We start from the raw sequence: 21,487 nt of genomic DNA on the forward strand, positions 1-21,487 counted from the left end.
CACATCACACCAGCGCCTTGCCGCCGGCGAACGCCTTTGCGGTGGCTTCGTCGTTCGCCTGCTCCGGCAACAGCATCTCGTTGTGCGCCTTGCCGGAGGGGATCATCGGGAAGCAGTTTTCCAGCGACGCGACGCGGCAGTCGAACAGCACCGGGCGCTTGACCGAGATCATCTCCTGGATGGCGCCGTCGAGATCGCCGGGCTTGTGCACCTGGATGCCGACGCCGCCATAGGCTTCCGCGAGCTTGACGAAGTCCGGCATCGCTTCCGAGTAGGAGTGCGACAGGCGATTGCCATGGAGCAGCTGCTGCCACTGCCGCACCATGCCCATGTACTGGTTGTTCAGGATGAAGATCTTGATCGGCAGCTCGTACTGTACCGCCGTCGACATCTCCTGCATCGTCATCTGCACCGAGGCATCGCCCGCGATGTCGATGACGAGGCTGTCGGGATGGGCAACCTGCACGCCGACCGCGGCCGGCAAGCCGTAGCCCATGGTGCCGAGACCACCCGAGGTCATCCAGCGATGCGGCTCCTCGAAGCCGTAGAACTGCGCGGCCCACATCTGATGCTGGCCGACCTCGGTGGTGATGTAGGTGTCCTTGCCGCGCGTCGCCTCGAACAGGCTCTGGATCGCGTGCTGCGGCAGGATGACGTCGTTGCTCTTCCTGTAATAGAGCGAGTTGCGGGCGCGCCACTGCGCGATCTGCTGCCACCACGCCTTGATGTCGGGCTTCTTCGCCTCCGCCTTGAACACCTGGAGAATGTCGCCGAGGATGTTGCCGCAGTCGCCGATGATCGGCACGTCGACGCGGATGTTCTTGTTGATCGAAGACGGGTCGATGTCGATGTGGATCTTCTTCGAACCCGGCGAGAACGCGTCGACGCGGCCGGTGATGCGGTCGTCGAAGCGCGCGCCGACGCACAACATGACGTCGCAATCATGCATTGTCATGTTGGCTTCGTAGGTGCCGTGCATGCCGAGCATGCCGAGCCAGCTCTTGCCCGACGCAGGATATGCGCCGAGGCCCATCAGCGTGGAGGTGATCGGAAAGCCGGTGACCTCGACCAGCTCGCGCAGCAGCCTGGTTGCCTCGGGACCGGAATTGATGACGCCGCCGCCGCTGTAGATCACGGGGCGCTTGGCGCCTGCGAGCAGCGCCACGGCCTTGCGGATCTGAGTCGCATCGCCCTTCACGCGCGGCGCGTAGGAGCGATGCACGTCGGATTTGCGCGGCGGATGATAGGTGCCGGTCGCGAACTGCACGTCCTTCGGCACGTCGACGAGCACAGGGCCCGGCCGACCCGTGGTCGCAACGTAAAATGCCTCGTGCAGCACCTTTGCGAGATCGTTGACGTCGCGCACCAGCCAGTTGTGCTTGGTGCAGGGGCGCGTGATGCCGACGGTGTCGCATTCCTGGAACGCGTCGTTGCCGATCAGATGCGTCGGCACCTGGCCGGAGATGCAGACCAACGGGATCGAGTCCATCAGCGCGTCGGTGAGCGGCGTCACCATGTTGGTGGCGCCGGGGCCGGAGGTCACCAGTGCAACGCCCGGCCTGCCGGTCGAACGCGCATAGCCCTCGGCCGCGTGGCCCGCGCCCTGCTCGTGGCGGACCAGGATGTGCTGGACCTCGCTCTGCTGGAAGATCTCGTCGTAGATCGGGAGCACCGCGCCGCCGGGGTAGCCGAAAATGTCGGTCACGCCATGATCGATGAGCGCGCGGACGATCATCGCGGCGCCGGTCATCTGGTTCGGATCGTGGCTCTTGTCGCTCATGGCTTGCTCCGGATGCGCTGTGGTCAGCGGCTTCGTTCGTGTCGGGTTTTCGGAAATAAAAAAGGCCCCGAAGAGGGCCCCATGCACACCGCCTGTCATGTGGATGGCAGCTAGCCACCCCCGGCGGTGTGCCTGGGTACGACGGCGATAAGGAGTTTGGTAATAATGTTACGCATGGCGGGTGCCCGGCTTCCCAAAGGTTGCGCGAAACATAGCGGCCAGCGCCTCGATGTCAAGGCAATGCGGCCGTTCCCGCGCGATTTTGGCAGTGTAGCGGTGTTCCCGGGGTTGGGCGAGAGGTAAATTCGGGAGCCGAGGCACAAAAGCGTGTCAGCCGGGGTCGCGGGCCGCATTCACGGCCGCGGCCAACCAGCCCCTCGTCTGCTCCGGCTTCACCCACTCGAATTCGGGCAATTGGTGCCGGAACCAGGTGAACTGCCGCTTGGCGTAGTGGCGGGTATCGGCTCGGCCGATGCTGGCCGCTTGCTCCAGGCTGAGCTGACCGCGCAGATGCCGGATCAGGGCCGGCACACCATGAGCCTTCATCGCCGGCAGCAGCGGATCGAGATTTCGGGCGGCGAGACGCTCGACCTCCTTCAGCGCGCCAGCCCCCAACATGGCGTCGAAGCGGGCGTCGATGCGCGCATAGAGCTCGTCGCGCTCGGGCGCGAGGAACACCGCGCGAAAACTGTCCTTGGGCAAGAGTGGCGGCTGGCCCTCATGATGCCAGTCCAGCAGCGAACGGCCGGTGGCTTCGACCACTTCGATCGCGCGCGCAATGCGCGTGCGATCACGCAGGTTCAATCGCGCGGCGGCTCGCGGATCGGAGGCTGCGAGTTCCCCATGCAGCGCCTCGACGCCGTTCCGCTCCAGCCGCGCTCGAACGTCCTCGCGCACCTCGGGGGGGATCGGCGGCACCACGGAGAGACCCGCCGTCAGCGCCTTGAAATAGAGCCCGGTGCCGCCGATGAAGATCGGCAGGCGGCCTTCGGCTTGCGCCTCTTCGAGCGCCTTGGCCGCGTCGCCCACCCAGGCGCCAGCCTAAAAATTCACGGCCGCATCGACATGGCCGTAGAGGCGATGAGGCACCTGCGCCTCGTCGCCAGGTGAGGGGCGCGCGGTGATGATGCGGAGGTCACGGTAGACCTGCATGGAATCGGCATTGATCACCACCCCGCTCGCAGCGAGCGCAAGCTCGAGCGCCAGCGCCGACTTGCCGCTGGCGGTCGGGCCTGCGATAAGCACCGCCTTGCCAACATGCCTTCTGCCGACTTTCCCCTCGCTCACGAAAACCTCAAATGTCCCTCGTTGCCACGCTGATCTGCAATCCGAATAATCCCGCGCTCGATTCGACCATCGTCGACGGCGCCCGCGCCGTGCTGCCTCAGGCAGCTCCCGCGCACTGGCTGTTCGACGGGGTTGCAGTCGACATCCCCTTCGGCGCCGACAGTAACCTCGAAGGCGACCGTCACGCCATCGAGCAGCGGCTCCGCGAACTTCGCGGCGACCTCCCCATCGACATCGTCGTGCAGCCAGTCGGCCTCCGGCGCAAGAAGCTTTTTCTCGCCGACATGGATTCCACCATGATCGGCCAGGAATGCATCGACGAGCTCGCCGATTTCGTCGGGGTGAAGGCCCATGTGGCAGCCATCACCGAGCGTGCGATGCGCGGCGAGGTCGAGTTCGAGCCGGCGCTACGCGAGCGCGTCGCGCTGCTCAAGGACCTCCCCGCCAGTGCCGTCGACGAGGTGCTGGCCAAGCGCATTACGCTGACGCCGGGTGGCCGCGAACTGGTCGCGACCATGCGCGCCCATGGCGCCTATGCCTGTCTCGTCTCCGGCGGCTTCACGCTGTTCACCAGTGCGGTCGCCACCAGGATCGGTTTCCAGGAGAACCGCGCCAACGAGCTCGTCGTCCGCGACGGCAAGTTCACCGGCGAGGTGAAGGAGCCGATCTTGGGGCGCGCGGCAAAGCTCGCGACTCTGGTGGATCTGATGGAATCGTTCGATCTCGACGACGTGGACTCGCTGGCGGTCGGCGACGGCGCCAATGATCTCGCGATGATCCAGGCGGCGGGCCTGGGCGTGGCGTATCACGCCAAGCCCGCAGTTGCCGCCGCTGCGGCGGCGCGCATTGATCACGGCGATCTCACTGCGCTGCTGTATGCGCAGGGGTATCGGCGCGAGGAGTTCGTGGAGGGGTAGTCTCCTCTCCACTGTCATCACCCGCGAAAGCGGTGATCCAGTGTTCCAAAGACAGGGCGAGGATACGGAAAAGCCGCAGCGTACTGGATGCCCCGCTTTCGCGGAACATGACAGTGAATGTGTGGCGACTCGTGCGCCTACTGCACGCTCAGCGCCACGAAGCGCAGCTCGCCGTCGGCGTTCGACACCAGCAGCAGCACCGACTTCTTGCCGTCCTTCTTGAGCTGGTCGACCCGCTTCTGGATGTCGTCGCCGCTGGAGACGGCCTCCTGCGCGACTTCGACGATGACGTCGCCGGTAGAGAGGCGCTTCTCGGCGGCATCCGAATTGGCGTCGACATTGGTGACGACCACGCCCTTGACGCTGTCCTTGATCTTGTAGCGCGTACGCAGATCCTTGCTCAGCGCCGCGAGATCGAGGCCGAGCGCCTTCTGTGTCACAGTCTTTTCAGGCGCGGGCTCGTCGGTCTTCACTGCGGCCTGCACCTTGTCGGCATCCTGGAGGCGCCCGAGCGTGACCTTCTTGGTCTCCTCCTGACCCTTGCGGATGATGACGACGTCGACCTCCTTGCCGACCGCGGTGTCCGCGACCACGCGAGAGAGATCCTTGGGGTCCTTGACGTCCTTGCCATCGAACTTGACGACGACGTCGCCGGGCTCGATGCCGGCCGGTTTGGCCGGGCCCTTGTCGTCGATGCCGGCAACCAGCGCGCCGCGCGGCGGCTTTATGTTGAGGCTCTCGGCGATCTCGTCGGTGACGCTCTGGATGCGCACGCCCAGCCAGCCGCGGCGCAATTCGCCGAACTGGCGGAGCTGGTCGACGACACCTGCGACCGTCTTCGACGGTACGGCGAAGCCGATGCCGATCGAGCCGCCGGACGGCGAGATGATCAGTGTGTTGACGCCGATGACGTCGCCATCGAGGTTGAACAGCGGACCGCCGGAATTCCCGCGATTGATGGAGGCATCGGTCTGAATGTAGCTGTCATAGGGACCTGACGAGATGTCACGGTTCTTCGCCGAGACGATACCGGCCGTCACGGTGCCGCCGAGGCTGAAAGGATTGCCGATCGCGACGACCCAGTCGCCGAGGCGCAGCTTGTCGGAATCGCCGAACTTCACCGACACCAGCGGTTTCGACGGCTTGAACTTGAGCACGGCAAGGTCGGTCTTCTTGTCGACTCCGACCAGCTCGGCCTTGATCTTGGTCCCGTCGTTGAGAATGACGTTGATCTCGTCAGCATCCGCGATGACGTGGTTGTTGGTGACGACGACGCCTGACGTGTCGATGATGAAGCCACTTCCGAGCGAGTTGGTCTTGCGCGGCGCGGGGCCGTTCTCGCCGCCCTTGCTGCCGCCGCCGGGACCCTTGCGATTCTTGAAGAAGTCGTCGAAGAACTCCTCGAAGGGCGAGCCGGGCGGCAGTTGCGGCATGGCATTGCCGCCGCCGCCTCCCTTGGCCTCGACGGTCTGCGAGGTCGAGATATTGACGACCGCGTCGATCACCTTCTCGGCGACGTCGGCGATGCCATCCGGTCCGCGCGCATAGGCCGGTGTGCCGAATGCGCTGAAAGCGCCGACGGCGAGCGCGGCCAGCCCTAAGCGCAAACGGGTCGGGGCAATGGTGGCAGCGGTCATTGTGATCTCCAGGAAACAAGGATTCGACGTCAAGACTGCGCTCGAACGGGGGGACGGCGCAAGCGCGGACCTTAACGGGCCTCAAGACCCGGATAATAAGGCGAAAACCGGTCCCTCGCCTTCACTTTGGCGTTGGTGCGACGGCTAAATTGGACGTCGCATAACCCAGATCAGGATCAGGCCGGCCACGGCCGAACCAATGCCAACCGCCCGCAGGACATTGTCCGGCGTGGCCATCGCGCTTTTCATGGCCTTGCGCATCCAGGCCGGGCTTGCCGCGAACATCAAGCCTTCCAGCACGAACAGGATGCCCAAACCGATGAGGAAGTCGGTGAACGCAATGGACCTCATCGGATTGGAACCTCCCGTTGTGCTGTTCTTGTCTGGACGAAGGGCGGCCAGACCTGCCGCCCTTGTCTCACTTACGGCTTCGCCGGCGTCGTGGTCGCCGTCTTGCCGGACGGGTTACCAAAGAACCGGAAGAAATCCGAGTCCGGGCGCAGCAGGAAGCGGGTGTCGTTCGCGCGCAGCCCGTTCTCATAGGCCGTCATCGAGCGGTAGAAGGCGAAGAAATCCGCATCCTTGCCGTAGGCTTCGGCGAACAGACGGTTGCGCTCGGCATCGCCAACGCCGCGCGTCTGCTCGGCCAGCGACCTTGCATCCGCCTCGATCACGGTCGCCTCGCGGTCGGCCTTGGAGCGGATCTCCTGTGCCTTCTGGCCGCCCTGCGCGCGGAACTCGGCGGCTTCGCGCTCGCGTTCGGTCTTCATGCGCTGATAGACCGCCTGGCTGTTCTGCTCCGGCAGATCGGCGCGGCGGATCCGGACGTCGACGACCTGGATGCCGTAGCCGTCGGCCTCGTGGTCGAGCTGATCGCGGATGCGCTGCATCAACTTCTCGCGGTCGTCGCGGACCACGTTGATGAAGGTCACCTCGCCGAGCACCCGGCGCAGCGCCGCGTTCAACAGCGTGGTGAGCTGGATGTTGGCGGCCTGGATCGAGCCGATGCTCTGATAGAAGCGCAGCGCGTCCTTGATGCGGTAACGCGCGAAGGCGTCGACCACGAGCCGCTTCTGGTCGGACGCGATCGCTTCCTGCGACGGGTTCTCCAGATCGAGGATGCGCTTGTCGATGTTGATCACCGAATTCCACGGCGCCTTGAAGTGCAGGCCGGGAGCGGTGACGACGTCGACGGGCTTGCCGAACTGCAGCACGATGGTCTGCTCGGTCTGCGCCACCGTGAACAGGGACATGTAGCCCACGATCACGACGAGCAGGAGGCCGAGCAGCGTGACGATGCCTGTAACCGGAGATCTCATCGGTTGCCTCCGGTCGTCTGCTGGCCGGCTGCAGGCGGCCGCTTGGCCGTCAGTTCGCTGAGCGGCAAATAGGGCACGACGCCCTGGCCCGACTGGCCGCCGTCATAGATCAGCTTTTCCGAGCCGCCGAGCACGCGCTCCATCGTCTCCAGATAAATCCGTTCACGCGTCACGTCGGGCGCCTTCTTGTATTCCTCGTAAACCTTCAGGAAGCGCGAGCTCTGGCCCTTGGCCTCGGCGACCGTCTGCTCCCTGTAGCCTTCGGCGGCCTGCATGATCTGCGCCGCACGTCCGCGTGCCTGCGGCACGACCTGGTTGGCATAGGTCTGCGCCTCGTTCTGCAGCTGCTCGAGATTGGCGCGCGCCGCCTGGACGTCGCGGAAGGCGTCGATCACCTGCGCCGGCGGGTCGACCTTCTGCATCTGCACCTGGCTGATCTGAATGCCGGCGCCGTAGCTGTCCAGGGTCTTCTGGATCAGTTCCTGCACGCCCTGTTCGGTGACGTTGCGCGCACCGGTCAGGATCGGCTGGATCTGCGAGCGGCCGATCACCTCGCGCATCGCGCTCTCGGCCACCGCCTTCACGGTGCCTTCGGGATTCTGGATGTTGAAGAGGAAATCGCCGACGCCATTGGGCTTGATGCGCCAGAGCACGGTGAAGTCGACGTCGACGATGTTCTCGTCGCCGGTCAGCATCAGGCTCTCTTCCGGCACGTCACGAATGGAACGGCCGCGCCGCGCCGGATCGTCGATCAGCGTCATGCCGATGGAGATGGTGGACACGCGCAATGCCTTTGGCAGCAGCACGGTCTCGATCGGATAGGGCAGATGATAGTTCAGGCCGGGCTCGACGGTGCGCACATGCTTGCCGAAGCGCAGCACGACGCCGAGCTCTTCGGACTGCACCCGGAAGAAGCCCGACAGCAGCCAGAACGCGATGATGAGCAGCACGATCAGCGTGATACCGATGCCGGAGAAATACCCGCCCGGCATGATCTGCTGGAGGCGATCCTGGCCGCGCCGCAGAAGGTCTTCCAGATCCGGCGGCCTTGGCCCGACCGGCTGCGGGCCGTTGCCCCATGGCCCCTTCGGACCCGAGCCCCATGGGCCACCGCCCTGATTCTTCCACGGCATTCGACGCTCTCCTCGGCAGGGTGAAATTGCCCCCGCCCGCTTTATCCGGTCCGGCTTTATAGGGGACAGGCAGGTCCCTTACAACGCAGCCCTCGCCGCCCTCCGAGCTAAGCTTGGGAGCAGAAAAGTCAATGTTAACATTGGCAAATGCGGTTAATGGCCCGCCCGCCGACGATATGTCACATAGGAGTAGTCGGCGCTGTCCTGGGGTCCGGCAGGATGACGGATGCGCTCAACCTCATCCCACTCTGCCCTGTCGATGTCGAAATGCGTGTCGCCTTCGGGCCGCGCATGCACTTCGGTGAGCTCGAGGCGATCGGCGCGATCGAGCCATTGCCGATAAATTTCGGCGCCACCAATCACGGTGATCTCGGCGACCGAACGCCGCAGGGCATCGCCGCGCGCGACGGCGTCTGCGTCGACAGTCGATGTCGTGACGATGGCGCCAGCGGCGCGATAATCCGCATCGCGCGTGACGACGATATTGGTGCGGCCCGGAAGTGGCCGGGGCAGGGATTCGAAGGTCTTGCGGCCCATGATCACGGGCTTGCCGATCGTGAGCGCCTTGAAGCGCGCCATGTCGGATTTCATTCGCCACGGCATCGCGTTGCCGGCGCCGATGACGCCGTTCTCCGCGATCGCGACGACGAAGACGATCTCCATCAGGTCGCGCTCCCGGCAAGCCGTGTCAGCGCAGGCCCGGTGACGCGGCACAGCGTCCAGTCCTCCAGCATGATGGCCCCGAGCGACTTGTAGAACGCGATCGACGGCGCGTTCCAGTCGAGCACCGCCCATTGCAGCCGCGACCAGCCGTTCTCGACGCATTCCCTGGCGAGGTGCACGAGCAGTGCCTTGCCGAGGCCCCTGCCCCGATGCGACGTCCGCACATACAAATCTTCGAGATAGATGCCGTGGCGGCCGCTGAATGTCGAGAAATTCGCAAACCACACCGCGAAGCCGACTGGCTCGCCGTTCCACTCAGCGAGGGCGCAATGGAGTTGCGGTCTCTCGCCGAACAGTGCGTCGGCGATGTCAGCCTCGGTCGCCTCGACCTCGTGCGAAAGCTTTTCGTACTCGGCGAGTTCGCGGATGAAAGCGAGAACCAGCCCGGCCTCTCCCGGACGCACACGGCGAATGTTGAGCGACATCGGCTTCAGACCGCGACCGCGGCCTTGATGTGCGGATGCGGATCGTAGCCGACGAGCTCAAAGTCCTCGTAACGGAAGGAGAAGATATCCTTCACATCGGGGTTGATCCGCATCACCGGCAGCGCGCGCGGCGCGCGCGTGAGTTGGAGCTTCGCCTGCTCCAGATGATTGGAATAGAGATGGGTGTCACCGAACGAATGCACGAAGTCGCCGGGCTTCAGGCCCGTGACCTGCGCCACCATCATGGTGAGCAGCGCGTAGGAAGCGATGTTGAAGGGCACGCCGAGGAACACGTCGGCCGAGCGCTGATAGAGCTGGCACGATAGCTTCCCGTTGGCGACGTAGAACTGGAACAGGCAATGGCACGGCGGCAGCGCCATCTTGTCGACCTCGGCCGGATTCCAGGCCGAGACGATCAGGCGGCGCGAGTCCGGATTGCGCTTGATCATGTCGATCACATTGGCGATCTGATCGATGCTGCGTCCGTCCGGCGCGGGCCAGGAGCGCCACTGATGACCGTAGACGGGGCCGAGATCGCCATTGGCGTCGGCCCACTCGTCCCAGATGGTGACGCCGTTGTCGCGCAGATATTTGATGTTGGTATCGCCCTTCAGGAACCACAACAGCTCGTGCACGATCGCCTTCAGCGGCAGGCGCTTGGTGGTCAGCATCGGAAAGCCGGCGGACAGGTTGAAGCGCATCTGATGGCCGAACACCGACAGCGTGCCGGTGCCGGTCCGGTCGGTCTTTTCGGCGCCGTCTGAAAGAATCCGCTCGAGCAGGTCCTGATACTGGTGCATGTGCGTGAGCCTTTGGGGAGGCGGTAAATTTAGCGGCCGCCCCCGCGCTGCGACAGCGGCGATTCGCCGTCGATAGGCATTATACCCGGAAAAGTGAGCGTTCCCGGGGCAAACGACAAGGGGCGGAACTCGGCGTCCCGCCCCTCCTCTATCAGATTGATCCTGCTGGCCAACTTGCCAGCGAGGGTTCGAGCCACGGCGCGCCCGACACGAGGCGGGTCGCCTTAGTTCTCGGATTCCGTGAACACCTCGTCGCGCTTGGCACGCAACGCGGGCAGCACCGTGAGCACCAGGAGGAAAGCGGCGATCGCGAGCAGCACGGCCGACAGCGGACGCGTCAGGAAGACGCTCCAGTCGCCGCGCGAAATCAGCAGCGCGCGGCGCAGGTTCTCTTCCATCAGCGGTCCGAGCACCATGCCGAGCAGCAGCGGCGCCGGCTCGAAATCGTGCTTGATCAGCCAATAGCCGACCAGACCGAACACGCCTGCGAGGATGACGTCGACCGGCGCGTTGTTCACCGAGTAGATGCCGATCGCGCAGAAGATCACGATCGAGGGGAACATCAGCCGGTAGGGGACGCGCAGCAGCCGCACCCAGATTCCGACCAGCGGCAGGTTGATGATGATCAGCATCAGATTGCCGATCCACATCGAGGCGATCATGCCCCAGACCAGCTCCGGCTGCTTCTGCATCACTTGCGGACCCGGCACGATGCCATGGATGGTCATCGCACCCACCATCAGCGCCATCACGGCGTTGGGCGGGATGCCGAGCGTCAGCAGCGGGATGAAGGAGGTCTGTGCCGCGGCATTGTTGGCGCTTTCCGGCGCCGCCACGCCTTCGATCGCACCGCGGCCGAACCGCGACGGGTTCTTGGCGATCTTCTTCTCGAGCGTATAGGACGCAAAGGACGCGATGACAGCGCCACCACCCGGCAGGATGCCGAGGATCGAGCCGAGCACGGTGCCGCGCAAGATCGCAGGCGCCGAGTCGATCAGGTCTTTCCTGGTCGGCATTAAGCCGGTGATCTTCTGCTGCACGAGGTCGCGGTTCATCTCGGCGCCGGCGTCGAGGTTGCGGATGATCTCGGCAAAACCGAACACGCCCATCGCCACCGTCGCGAAGCCGAGACCGTCGGCAAGCTCCGGAATGTTGAACGCCATGCGCGAGGCGCCGGTCTCGATGTCGGAGCCGACCATCGACAGCATCAGGCCGAACACGATCATCGCGATCGCCTTCAGCACCGAGCCCTTGGCCAGCACCACCGCGAAGATCAGGCCGAGCACCATCAGTGAGAAATATTCGGCCGGGCCGAACGCCAGCGCGAGCTTGGTCAGCGGCGCACCGAGCACGGCGATGAGCACGGTCGCGACGCAGCCCGCGAAGAACGAGCCGATCGCCGCGATCGCCAGCGCCGGGCCGGCACGGCCCTGCTTCGCCATCTGGTGACCGTCGATGGCGGTGACGACCGAGGTCGCCTCACCGGGAATATTGACCAGAATCGAGGTGGTGGAGCCGCCGTACTGGGCGCCGTAATAGATGCCGGCGAGCATGATCAGCGCACCGACCGGCGGCAATCCGAACGTGATCGGCAGGAGCATCGCCACGGTTGCGACGGTGCCGATACCGGGCAGCACGCCGACCAGCGTGCCGACCAATGCGCCAATCAGGCACATGAGAATGTTGATTGAGATCGGCAGCGACAAACCGTAGAGCCACCAGGGTGACCACCACGAGATCTGAAACACCACACCGAAACCAAGGCCCAGATTGTGGAAGAGATCGAACATCACACCCTCACTGAACCAGGAAGCGCGGGAACATCGGCATCGGCAGCCCCAGCACATAGGGGAAGAGCAGCGCGCAGCCGAGCGTCAGGCAGGCGCCGACGATGATCGCTTCGACCCAGCGCGTCTCATGCGTGCCCATCGCCGAGATCAGGAAGCTCGTGAACGCCGTCACCACCACGCCAAGTGGACGAATCGCCAGGGCGAAGAAGACGATCGAGATCATCACGAAGAGCGGCCCGCGCCAGGCATAGTGCGCCATCGCCGGCCCGTCGGTCAGCAGTCCCGTCAACGCAATGCCGGCGCCAAGTGCAACCAGGAGCCCGCCAAACATCCGCGGCGCCGTGCCGGCGCCAAAGGAGAAGCCGCGCATCCCCTGCAAATCGCTGGAGGCCCACAGTGCGAACAAGGCGAGCGCCATCAGCACGATTCCGCCGACATAGTCCTGCGCCGACCTGATCGTCATGAAGAACGTGAGGATCGCCACCGCAAAGATCGGATAGGAATAGATCAGCGCCAGCAGCACATCGGATGACGTCTTCTTGGTGTCACCGCCGACCGCCCCGAGCAACGCGCCGGGCGCGCCCGCGAGCAGCGCCGTAGCGTGGCTGATCACCACGGCGGCCGGGCCGCGTCCCGCGCCCCAGCCAAAGATCGTCCCGAACGACCAGATGAATTCGAAAATCTGCGGCGCTATGGCCAGCAGACAAAAGCTGATCACCACCGAGGTGTTTCGGTTGGCTGTCGCCGAGTGGCCCATCGTATCGGCCATGCATGTCTCCTCCGCGACCCGTAAGCCACGAGCACTGTTGTTCTAATCGGCTGGAAATCGATGCCCCCGCCCGGATCCCTGCCTAGCCATTTTCATTACACAATGCCAGCAAAACCCAACAAGCCCCCGACGAGCAAAATCCATAGTGGATTGATGCGCGAGACGGATGCGACCACCGCAACCGTCGCGGTCAGGAGCAGCGCAGCAAGCGTGCGATCGGTCGACTCGGCGAGGATCAGGGCGCTCGCCGCCATCAGGCCGATCGAGAGCGGAACCAGTGCAGCCTGGATCAGCCCGGGCCAGCGCGATTGGCTCGGCCGATTGAGAAGCCGGCTGACATAATAGGCAAGCAGCGCGGTGGGCAGGCACATGGCCAAGGTCGCCGCCAGGGCGCCGGGGATGCCGGCGACAGCATAGCCGATTAACGTGACGATAAGCACGTTCGGACCTGGTGAGAGCTGCGCGATCGCATAGGCGTCGGCGAACTGCTTGTCGGTCATCCAGTGATGCACATCGACCGCGATGCGGTGCATCTCGGGCACCGCCGCCGCGGCGCCGCCGACTGCGAACAGCGACATCAGACCGAAGGTCGAGATCAGCGCCCAAATCGGGTTCTCCGCGTTCATGCTGCTACCTTCCGCCGCATCAGAAAGGTAGTGCCGATACTGATGGGAATCGCGACCAAAAGCACAGCCTGGAGCGGCAGGCGAAGGACGCCGATGGCGAGGAAGGCGCCCAGCATCAGGACGAGCGCGAGGGCGTCCAGCCGCTTGAGCAGCGGCGTCATCATCCGGAAGACCACGGCGATCAAGAGGCCGACGGCCGCACAGGAGATGCCCGCGAGAATGCGGCGCAGCACGTCCACATCGCCGAACCGGGCGTAGATGATCGCGAGCACCGTCATGATCAGCGTGGGCGGCAGCAACAGCCCTGCGAAGGCGGCAATGCCGCCGGCGATCCCGCGCAGCCGCGCGCCGAACACCATCGACAGATTGACGATGTTGGGCCCGGGCAGGAAATGGCAGAGTGCAAATGTCTCGTTGAACTCGTCCGCCGTCATCCAGCGGTGCTGCTCGACGATGGCCTGCCGGGCGAACACCAAAACCCCGCCGAAACCCGCCAGCGACATCCGGGCGAAGGCCAGGAACAGCGCGAGCAAGCCCGGCGGCACGGCGCGAGTGGCTGGCCGGTCCGGCTCCTGAACTGGTTGTTGGGCAGCCGGTGCGGAATCCTCGGACATGTCAGGAGCTTAGAACGCCGGCCGGCGCGCGGCCAAGCCTGCCGGGAACCTATCCCAAGGGAACCTCGGAATGGTCGCTCGAAACACCTGTTATTTGAAACCTTTGCCCCCTATATTGGGAGTGCCGGTTCGCCGGCTATGGAAATAAACGGTCGTCGCAATAAACCATTCGGACCCGGGGGCGGTACCCGGCGCCTCCACCAAAGCCCACCAGCGGGCTAGCCCTGAAAGCGGGCTTTGGCGGGGGCGAAATAGGATCGACGAGGGCGTAAAGGGCGTTCTTTTTCCCGGTATTGTTCCGCCGTTATCGGGCTATGCAATAGTTGCCAACGACAACTTTGCTCCGGTTGCTCAGGCTGCGTAACGCAGTTTGAAAGACCATTCTGAAGTCCTAACGGGTTAAGCTCCGTTAGGCGGGGTTCGGAGGCACCTGGCAACAGAAGCCTCCACTTACCTCTTATTTCCTACCCCGCGGGGACTCCTGTTGACCCGTCAGGCGCGGTACTATTGCAGCTTGGCGAGTCGGGCCGGCAGGGCCCAGCTCCTGGAATGCAACAGGACCACCATGGCGACCGATCATATCCGATACGATGTGCTGGCCCGCGACGCGCTGCGCGGCGTGTTGCGCAAGGTGCTGACCGACGCCGCGTCCCAAGGACTGCCCGGCGAGCATCATTTCTTCATCACCTTCGTGTCGAAGGCCGAGGGCGTGAAGCTGTCGTCGCGGCTGCTGGCCCAATATCCGGAAGAGATGACGATCATCCTGCAGCACCAGTTCTGGGATCTGACCGTGCTCGAAGACCGCTTCGAGGTCGGCCTGTCCTTCGGCGGCATTCCGGAGCGGCTGATTGTGCCGTTCAGCGCCATCAAGAGCTTCCTCGATCCGTCCGTCAAATTCGGTCTCCAGTTCGAGACCTCCGATGTCGCCGACGTCTCGGCCGAGACATTGCCGGCCGCTCCCGCCCCGTCCGCGGTCGCGGTGCCGACGCCTGCCACTGAGCCCGCAGAAGGCGCCGAAGAACCGGCGGCTCCGAACCAGGGCGGCGCCGAAGTCGTGCGATTGGATCGTTTCCGCAAGAAATGATCTAGATCGGACTGGCGCCCGTCGCAGGCGGCCAAACTCCCTATATAGAGGCACATGAAGAGGCCGCGTGGCATTTCGCGCGGCGGAATGGATGTGCTCATGGCCAAAACTTCCCGCTCGAAGATTTCCCGCTCGAAGACCGACGGCTCCTCGCGCCCGGCGACCCGCACCGAGACCGACAGCTTCGGCCCCATCGAGGTCCCCGCCGACCGTTATTGGGGCGCGCAGACCGAACGCTCGCGGCAGAATTTTCGCATCGGCATCGATCGCATGCCGATCTCGCTCGTGCATGCGCTCGGCATCGTCAAGCTCGCCGCGGCGCAGACCAACCAGGAGCTCGGCCTGCTCGACCAGCGCCGCGCCAATGCCATCATCCGCGCCGCGCGCGAGGTGATCGAGGGCAAGCTGGACGATCATTTCCCGCTGGTGGTGTGGCAGACCGGCTCGGGCACCCAGAGCAACATGAATCTCAACGAGGTCATCGCCAACCGCGCCAATGAGCTCCTGGGCGGCGAGCTCGGTGCCAAGAAGCCGGTGCATCCCAACGATCACGTCAACATGAGCCAGTCGTCGAACGACTCGTTCCCGACCGCGATGCACATCGCGGCGGCGAGCCGCATCACCGCCGATCTCGTCCCTGCCCTCGGCGAATTGCTGCGTGCGCTGCGCAAGAAGGAGAAGGAGTTCGCAAAGATCGTCAAGATCGGCCGCACCCACACCCAGGACGCGACGCCGCTGACGCTCGGCCAGGAATTTTCCGGCTATGCCGCGCAGGTCGAAAGCGGAATCGCCCGGCTCAAGGTCGCGGTGAAGGAGCTCTATCCGCTGGCGCAGGGCGGCACCGCCGTCGGCACCGGCCTCAATTCGAAGCCGCGCTTTGCAAAACTGTTCGCAAAGCACGTTGCCGGGATTACGAAGCTGCCCTTCACCAGCGCGGCCAACAAATTCGAGGCACTGGCGTCGAACGACGCCTATGTGCTGGCGCACGGCGCCATCAATTCGGTCGCGACAGGCCTGTTCAAGATCGCCAACGACATCCGCCTGCTCGGATCGGGTCCGCGGTCGGGCCTCGGCGAACTGATGCTGCCGGAGAACGAGCCGGGCTCCTCCATCATGCCCGGCAAGGTCAATCCGACGCAGTGCGAGGCGATGACGATGGTGTGCTGCCAGGTGTTCGGCAATCACACCGCGATCACGGTCGCCGGCAGCCAGGGCCATTTTGAGCTCAACGTCTACAAGCCCGTGCTGGCCTACAACATGCTGCACTCGATCCGGCTGATGGCGGACGCCGCGCGCTCCTTCACCGAGCATTGCGTCAGCGGCATCCGCGCCGACGAGAAGCGCATCAGGGAGCTGATGGAGCGTTCGCTGATGCTGGTGACGGCGCTCGCTCCCAAGATCGGCTACGACAACGCGGCCAAGGTGGCCAAGACGGCGCATGCCAACGGCACCACCCTGAAGGAAGAGGCGCTGCGGCTCGGCTTCGTCTCGGCGGAGGAGTTCGACCGTCTGGTGCGCCCCGAGAAAATGACAAGCCCGGGATAAATTCCGAATTCCGATAGCCATCCGTAATGATACGGAGCCCCTGGCTCCATTAAATGTAGGGCTTAAAGGACGGGATTTGATTACCGTCAATGTCGCGGCGGGATTGCGTGTTATGCAGCCCCTCCGCCCCCACGGGGCGGAATTCATCGTTTGATGGCCCAAGGGTCGATTGACGAGGACAAGCGAATGGCGATCAAGTCTCATTGGGCGCAGTGCGGCGCACAGTTTCTGAATGTTTCATCCTGCCCACGGAGGATCGGATGATGGAGACGCGACATGGCGAACGTCATCAACCTGAATCGTTTCCGGAAGCGCGCCGAGCGGGAAGCCACGGCGAAGCAGGCGGACGCCAACCGAACGAAGTTCGGCCGCACGAAGGCGGAGCGGTCGGCGGAGGAGACGCGCGCGGACCAGGCGAAGGCGCACCTGGACCAGCACCAGATCGATCGCGAGGAGCAGCCATGAAGTCGCCCGTCGTGAAACGGTCGATCGTCGTCGCCGGTCACAAGACCAGCGTCAGCCTGGAAGAGGCGTTCTGGAACGGCATGAAGGAGATCTCGGGCCTGCGCAACATGACGCTGTCCGAGCTGGTCGGCGAGATCGACGGCAACCGCCAGCAGGGCAACCTGTCCTCGGCGATCCGCCTGTTCGTGCTCGACTACTTCAAGAGCCGCGCCATGGCCGCCATCCAGGCGGAAAAGGTCCCGGCCCAGTAGCCGTCTTGGTGCCGAGCTTGGCGCCCGATCTTGGCGCCAATCACCTCCGTCACGAAGCTGGTACTTTAAAATCACTCTAAGGTGCAGTTTCAGCGACCGAGCGCGCTTGACCTCGATGCCCTGCGTTGAAAATACAGGGCATGACCGACACCCATGATACGCGTCCGCAGATGCCGCTGGGCCTGGCCCAGCGCGGCTATACCGGCGTAATCCAGCACCTTTCCCCCAAGGACGCAGGCTCGGCGCTCTCGGACATCGAGCTCGAGAGCCGGCTGATCGAGCTCGGCTTCGTCGAGGGCGCACGGGTCGAGGTCCTGCACGAGGGGCTGGTCGGGCGCGACCCCATCGCCGTGCGGGTCGACAGCATCACCATCGCGGTCCGCCGTCGCGAAGCCATGGCCATCATCGTCGCCTGAGGCGACCGGACCCCAACTCCATGGAATTGCCCCTACTTCATCTCGCCCTGGTGGGCACGCCAAACAGCGGCAAGACCTCGCTGTTCAATGCACTGACCGGCAGCCGGCAGAAGGTCGCGAACTATCCAGGCGTCACCGTCGAGCGCAAGGAAGGCTTCTTCGTCACGCCTTTGGGGCGCCAGGTCTCCGTGGTCGACCTGCCCGGCACCTATTCGCTGCGCGGGCGCAGCCCGGACGAGGAGATCACCCGCGACTTCGTGCTCGGCAAGGCTTCCGGCGAGACCCTGCCCGACCTCGTGCTGTGCGTGGCCGATTCCACCAATCTACGCCTGACCATCCGCCTGCTGCTCGAGCTCAAGCGCACCGGCCGGCCGATGATCCTCGTGCTCAACATGTTCGATATCGCGACTCGCCGCGGCATCACTGTCGACGTCGCGCGGCTGGCCAAGGAGCTCGGCGTGCCCGTGGTCACCTCGATCGCGGTGCGCAAGGGCGGCACGGCCGACCTGCTGTCGCTGACCGACGAGATTTCGGCAAAGCTCGCGGCCGAGCCGGGGGAAAACAATTGGCGGGCGCTCAGCGTGGCCGATCTGCGCGCCACCCAGCGCGAAGCCGACCGCATCATCGCCGACTGCGTCAGCCTGCCCAGCCGCCCCGACACCTGGACGGCGCGGATCGACGCGATCGTGCTGCATCCCGTCGGGGGGCTGATCGTGCTCGCGGCGATCCTGTTCGTGATGTTCCAGGCGGTGTTCGCCTGGGCGCAGCCGCTGATGGAGCTGCTCAATTCGGGTTTCGATTCGCTCGGCGAGTTCGTGCACGCCACCCTGCCCGCCGGCTTGCTGCAGAGCTTCCTTCAGAACGGCGTGATATCAGGCGTCGGCAGCGTCATCGTGTTCCTGCCGCAGATCATCATCATCTTCCTGTTCATCCTGCTGCTGGAAGATTTCGGCTACATGGCGCGCGCCGCGTTCCTGATGGACCGCATCATGGGCGGTGCCGGCCTGCACGGCCGCGCCTTCATTCCGCTGCTGTCGAGCTTTGCCTGCGCCATCCCCGGCATCATGGCGACGCGCGTGATCGACAACAAGCGCGACCGGTTGACCACGATCCTGATCGCGCCGCTGATGACCTGCTCGGCGCGCATTCCCGTCTACACGCTGATCATCTCCGCCTTCATTCCGGCCAAAGAGGTCTGGGGCTTCATCAACCTCCAGGGCCTCGTGATGTTCGGCCTCTACGCAGCCGGCATCATCAGCGCGCTTGCCGTCTCGTTCCTGATCAAGTTCTTCATGCTGCGCGACTATGCGCCGGCGCCTTTCATGCTGGAGCTTCCGGACTACAAGATGCCGCGGCTGAAATCGATCGCGATCGGCGTCTATACGCGGGCCAAGATGTTCCTGCACCGCGCCGGCACCACGATCTTCTCGATGATGGTGCTGATCTGGTTCCTGGCCTCGTTCCCGCAGCCGCCCGCGGGCGCCACCGAACCGGCGATCGACTTCAGCCTGGCCGCGATCATCGGCAAGGCGCTCGAGCCGCTGCTGGCGCCGGTCGGCTTCAACTGGCAGATCGCGGTCGCGCTGATCCCGGGCATGGCGGCGCGCGAGGTCGCGGTCGCGGCACTCGGCACCGTCTATGCGATCGAAGGCGGCAAGGAAGCGGCCGAGCAGATCGGCCAGGTGCTGGCGACGAAATGGTCGCTCGCGACCGCGCTGTCGATGCTGGCCTGGTACATCTTCGCCCCGCAATGCGCATCCACGCTGGCCGTGATCCGGCGCGAGACCGGAAGCTGGACCTGGATGGCCGTCACCTTCTTCTACATGCTGGTGCTGGCCTATGCCGCGAGCCTTCTGACCTACAATGTCGCGGTCGCGTTCGGGGCGGGGTAGCCTCTCTCGAAACTAAAAGCGCTAAAACAACCCCATGCACAGTAGACGGGGGTTGTGAAATCAATGGGTTACGCGTGTGCTAAAATCAGCTGACCGTAGCTGGCCAGAAGCAACGCCGGCACACAAGGCCGGTTGCGCCGTCGGGCAAAACAGGCGCATGATGGTAAGGTCAGAGAATTGGCGCGGCGTTCTGTCAGCCACCGCCCGGTCCCGCCGGGAACGACGCGGTGAACACCGTTTCATCCCGCATCGACGACGCAACAATCAACCCGTCATGGGCGCGCGCGATCTCCTGGGCGATGTACAGTCCGAGCCCAAGGCCTTTCTGGTTCGGCAGAACGTCGCCGCGGTGGAATGCGGTGAAGAGGCGTGGAATCGCATCCGTCGGAATTGGCGCGCCCTTGTTGGCAACGCTGAGATCAAAGCCAGCGCCGATCGCCTGCGCCAGCACCCTGATCGGCTTGTCGGCGGCGCCATAGGAGATCGCGTTGCCGAGAAGATTGGACAGCATCTGACCTATGCGGTCGGCGTCGATTTTCATAGGTCCCGGAACGTTGACGACCGTTTCGATGACGCGATCCGGATGCACGTTCTCGAACTCCGCGACAATCTGCTTGATGACAGGCTCGAGTGGCTGTTCTTTCAGCTTGAGCTGCATCCCGGCGCCGAGCCGCGCACGGGCGAAGTCCATGACATTGTCGATCAGGCCCGCCATCCGGGCCACGCTTCCCTGCAGGAGGTTGATCCAGTTCTTCCCCTCGTCATCGACCTTCTTGTTCAGAAGCCGTAGGCCGCCCTGGATCGAGGCGAGAGGGTTTCTCAGGTCGTGACCGAGCACGGCGATGAACTGCTCACGCAGTTCGGCATTGCGTTGTTCCAGCGCGAGCCTGTTCTCGATCAGTTCGACGCGCTCGGCCGCGTCGAGATGAGACGCGATCAGCTCCGCAAAAAGCTTGAACATGCCGATGATCTCGGGGGTCCGAAGCTTGCGCGGCTTCGGATCGATCGCGCAAAGAGTTCCGAAGAATGAACCATCGGGAAGAATGATCGGCACGGAGATGTAGCTTTGGAGGCCATATTGCGCAGGCGTGTGATGCGTGCAGTACGCGGCGTCTTCGCTGACATTCTCGATGACGACCGCCTCGCGGCTTTGCCGGATCTCATGGCAGATCGTGGTCTCGACCTTGAGCTCGTCACCGGGCTTCAGCCCGAACGCAAGTTCGTCACGCGAGGCACAGGTGATCCACCTGTCCTCGGTGACGCGGGCAACGGCGGTAAACCCCATGCCGGTGGTCCGGCTGACCACGTCCAGGATGGTCGAGACCGCAGCGATTCCGCTGACCTTGGCTATGTCGCGCTCGAAATCCATTGCCACTCCGCTTCGGAACATTCGCCCGGGGAAGACCGTCACCCCAACTAAAGCGCGTCCTTGCAACGGTGAAAAGCACTGCCAGCCAAGTTATTCCGCGTCAATGTCACCCGACGCTCCACCATTGAAGCGGCTATCTGTTCCAATGGAACAATTCAGTACTGGGAGGCTAAGCGCCGAGAGGCTTCCGAGATGAGCACCAGCAAGTGCACTTAGCATCATCCCGGAATTCAAATCGAGCTATCCGGCTCAGCGTACCCGTTCGGTGCGCTCGGTCGATGTACTGGAGCCCGAGCTGACGTCCTCTTCGTTCGAATCGCTCTCCGGCTCCTGGATCAGCACCGCCGGTTCGTCGTAACCCTTGCGGCTGCTGTAGAACACCAGCGCCATCAAGCCGATGCCGACGACCAGCGAAAACACGACACCGAGCACCAGTGCGACATAACCCGATGCTGGCACCTCCGTCGTCGTGCTGAACCAGCCGAGATAGCCGAGCGCGCCGGCACCGACGAGGAAGGCGCATAACACCGCTATGACCAGCCATCTGGCGATCTTGCCGTCTCCGGGAGCGGGTGATTCCGGTTGCCCGTCTGTGCTGTTCATGGATCTCTCCTCATGGCGCACGCGTCGCGCGGCCGTCCCATT

The 21,487-nt window shown here is 64.1% G+C and carries 21 protein-coding genes, 1 other RNA gene and 1 pseudogene; 8 read left to right on the forward strand and 15 right to left on the reverse strand.

Annotated elements, in window-relative coordinates:
• Positions 1-4: 4 nt before the first annotated feature.
• Both AC0L21_RS09515 and miaA read right to left on the reverse strand, forming a co-directional pair.
• Entirely contained in the window at positions 5-1,780 is a 1,776-nt protein-coding gene (locus AC0L21_RS09515; RefSeq protein WP_027570800.1) for an acetolactate synthase 3 large subunit, read from the reverse strand.
• A gap of 330 nt (positions 1,781-2,110) precedes the next feature.
• Positions 2,111-3,067, reverse strand: a pseudogene (miaA, locus tag AC0L21_RS09520) (tRNA (adenosine(37)-N6)-dimethylallyltransferase MiaA).
• Between the two features lie 11 nt (positions 3,068-3,078).
• On the opposite strand from miaA, the gene serB reads away from it, so the two are divergent.
• The gene (gene serB, locus AC0L21_RS09525; RefSeq protein ID WP_473260541.1) at positions 3,079-3,984 is read left to right on the forward strand and encodes a phosphoserine phosphatase SerB; all 906 of its coding nucleotides are present in this window, start codon (positions 3,079-3,081) and stop codon (positions 3,982-3,984) included.
• A 137-nt stretch (positions 3,985-4,121) separates the two neighbouring features.
• Here the strand turns inward: serB and AC0L21_RS09530 are convergent, their stop codons facing one another.
• From AC0L21_RS09530 to AC0L21_RS09580, 11 genes are all read right to left on the reverse strand, one after another.
• Complete coding sequence (locus AC0L21_RS09530; RefSeq protein WP_473260543.1) at positions 4,122-5,621, reverse strand: Do family serine endopeptidase; 1,500 nt, start codon at positions 5,619-5,621, stop codon at positions 4,122-4,124.
• A gap of 144 nt (positions 5,622-5,765) precedes the next feature.
• Positions 5,766-5,972, reverse strand: a complete 207-nt coding sequence (locus AC0L21_RS09535) for a DUF2065 domain-containing protein (protein ID WP_007613351.1) — start codon at positions 5,970-5,972, stop codon at positions 5,766-5,768.
• A 71-nt stretch (positions 5,973-6,043) separates the two neighbouring features.
• Positions 6,044-6,940 carry a protease modulator HflC gene (gene hflC / locus AC0L21_RS09540; RefSeq protein WP_473260545.1) on the reverse strand — a complete coding sequence of 299 codons (897 nt, stop codon included), beginning with the start codon at positions 6,938-6,940 and terminating at the stop codon, positions 6,044-6,046.
• Positions 6,937-8,073, reverse strand: a complete 1,137-nt coding sequence (gene hflK, locus AC0L21_RS09545) for an FtsH protease activity modulator HflK (protein WP_473260547.1) — start codon at positions 8,071-8,073, stop codon at positions 6,937-6,939. Before hflK ends, hflC begins: the two co-directional genes overlap by 4 nt.
• A 153-nt stretch (positions 8,074-8,226) precedes the next feature.
• Positions 8,227-8,736: a dihydrofolate reductase gene (locus AC0L21_RS09550; protein WP_473260549.1), complete on the reverse strand. Its 510-nt coding sequence runs from the start codon at positions 8,734-8,736 to the stop codon at positions 8,227-8,229.
• Positions 8,736-9,221 (reverse strand): GNAT family N-acetyltransferase, encoded by a 486-nt coding sequence (locus tag AC0L21_RS09555; protein WP_473260551.1) that lies wholly within the window; start codon positions 9,219-9,221, stop codon positions 8,736-8,738. Before AC0L21_RS09555 ends, AC0L21_RS09550 begins: the two co-directional genes overlap by 1 nt.
• A 5-nt stretch (positions 9,222-9,226) precedes the next feature.
• A complete protein-coding gene (locus tag AC0L21_RS09560) occupies positions 9,227-10,021 on the reverse strand; it encodes a thymidylate synthase (RefSeq protein WP_007613362.1) in 795 nt (264 codons plus the stop codon).
• A 224-nt stretch (positions 10,022-10,245) separates the two neighbouring features.
• Complete coding sequence (locus tag AC0L21_RS09565) at positions 10,246-11,811, reverse strand: tripartite tricarboxylate transporter permease (protein WP_007600973.1); 1,566 nt, start codon at positions 11,809-11,811, stop codon at positions 10,246-10,248.
• Between the two features lie 7 nt (positions 11,812-11,818).
• Positions 11,819-12,580 (reverse strand): tripartite tricarboxylate transporter TctB family protein, encoded by a 762-nt coding sequence (locus AC0L21_RS09570; protein ID WP_473260554.1) that lies wholly within the window; start codon positions 12,578-12,580, stop codon positions 11,819-11,821.
• 95 nt (positions 12,581-12,675) lie between these two features.
• On the reverse strand, positions 12,676-13,206 hold the full coding sequence (locus tag AC0L21_RS09575) for a chromate transporter (protein ID WP_027519544.1): 531 nt from the start codon (positions 13,204-13,206) through the stop codon (positions 12,676-12,678).
• Positions 13,203-13,820 (reverse strand): chromate transporter, encoded by a 618-nt coding sequence (locus AC0L21_RS09580; protein WP_473260560.1) that lies wholly within the window; start codon positions 13,818-13,820, stop codon positions 13,203-13,205. The genes AC0L21_RS09575 and AC0L21_RS09580 overlap by 4 nt, the downstream gene beginning before the upstream one ends.
• 84 nt (positions 13,821-13,904) lie before the next feature.
• Here AC0L21_RS09580 and ssrA point away from each other — a divergent pair.
• From ssrA to feoB, 7 genes are all read left to right on the forward strand, one after another.
• Positions 13,905-14,271: a transfer-messenger RNA gene (gene ssrA, locus AC0L21_RS09585) on the forward strand.
• A 114-nt stretch (positions 14,272-14,385) separates the two neighbouring features.
• Positions 14,386-14,904, forward strand: coding sequence for an SspB family protein (locus AC0L21_RS09590; RefSeq protein ID WP_473260562.1), 519 nt, complete (start codon positions 14,386-14,388; stop codon positions 14,902-14,904).
• 87 nt (positions 14,905-14,991) lie between these two features.
• The gene (gene fumC, locus AC0L21_RS09595) at positions 14,992-16,449 is read left to right on the forward strand and encodes a class II fumarate hydratase (protein ID WP_473260674.1); all 1,458 of its coding nucleotides are present in this window, start codon (positions 14,992-14,994) and stop codon (positions 16,447-16,449) included.
• Positions 16,450-16,725: 276 nt separating this feature from the next.
• Positions 16,726-16,914 (forward strand): DUF4169 family protein, encoded by a 189-nt coding sequence (locus tag AC0L21_RS09600; protein ID WP_063995290.1) that lies wholly within the window; start codon positions 16,726-16,728, stop codon positions 16,912-16,914.
• Entirely contained in the window at positions 16,911-17,165 is a 255-nt protein-coding gene (locus tag AC0L21_RS09605) for a ribbon-helix-helix domain-containing protein (protein WP_007600962.1), read from the forward strand. Before AC0L21_RS09600 ends, AC0L21_RS09605 begins: the two co-directional genes overlap by 4 nt.
• Positions 17,166-17,305: 140 nt before the next feature.
• Positions 17,306-17,581 (forward strand): FeoA family protein, encoded by a 276-nt coding sequence (locus tag AC0L21_RS09610; RefSeq protein WP_473260564.1) that lies wholly within the window; start codon positions 17,306-17,308, stop codon positions 17,579-17,581.
• A gap of 20 nt (positions 17,582-17,601) precedes the next feature.
• The gene (feoB, locus tag AC0L21_RS09615) at positions 17,602-19,473 is read left to right on the forward strand and encodes a ferrous iron transporter B (RefSeq protein WP_473260566.1); all 1,872 of its coding nucleotides are present in this window, start codon (positions 17,602-17,604) and stop codon (positions 19,471-19,473) included.
• Positions 19,474-19,666: 193 nt separating this feature from the next.
• Here the strand turns inward: feoB and AC0L21_RS09620 are convergent, their stop codons facing one another.
• Both AC0L21_RS09620 and AC0L21_RS09625 read right to left on the reverse strand, forming a co-directional pair.
• Positions 19,667-20,842 (reverse strand): GAF domain-containing sensor histidine kinase, encoded by a 1,176-nt coding sequence (locus AC0L21_RS09620; protein WP_473260568.1) that lies wholly within the window; start codon positions 20,840-20,842, stop codon positions 19,667-19,669.
• Between the two features lie 249 nt (positions 20,843-21,091).
• Positions 21,092-21,445: a hypothetical protein gene (locus AC0L21_RS09625; protein ID WP_473260570.1), complete on the reverse strand. Its 354-nt coding sequence runs from the start codon at positions 21,443-21,445 to the stop codon at positions 21,092-21,094.
• Between the last annotated feature and the right edge of the window lie 42 nt (positions 21,446-21,487).

The sequence above is a fragment of the Bradyrhizobium sp. WSM4873 genome (genome assembly GCF_055811355.1).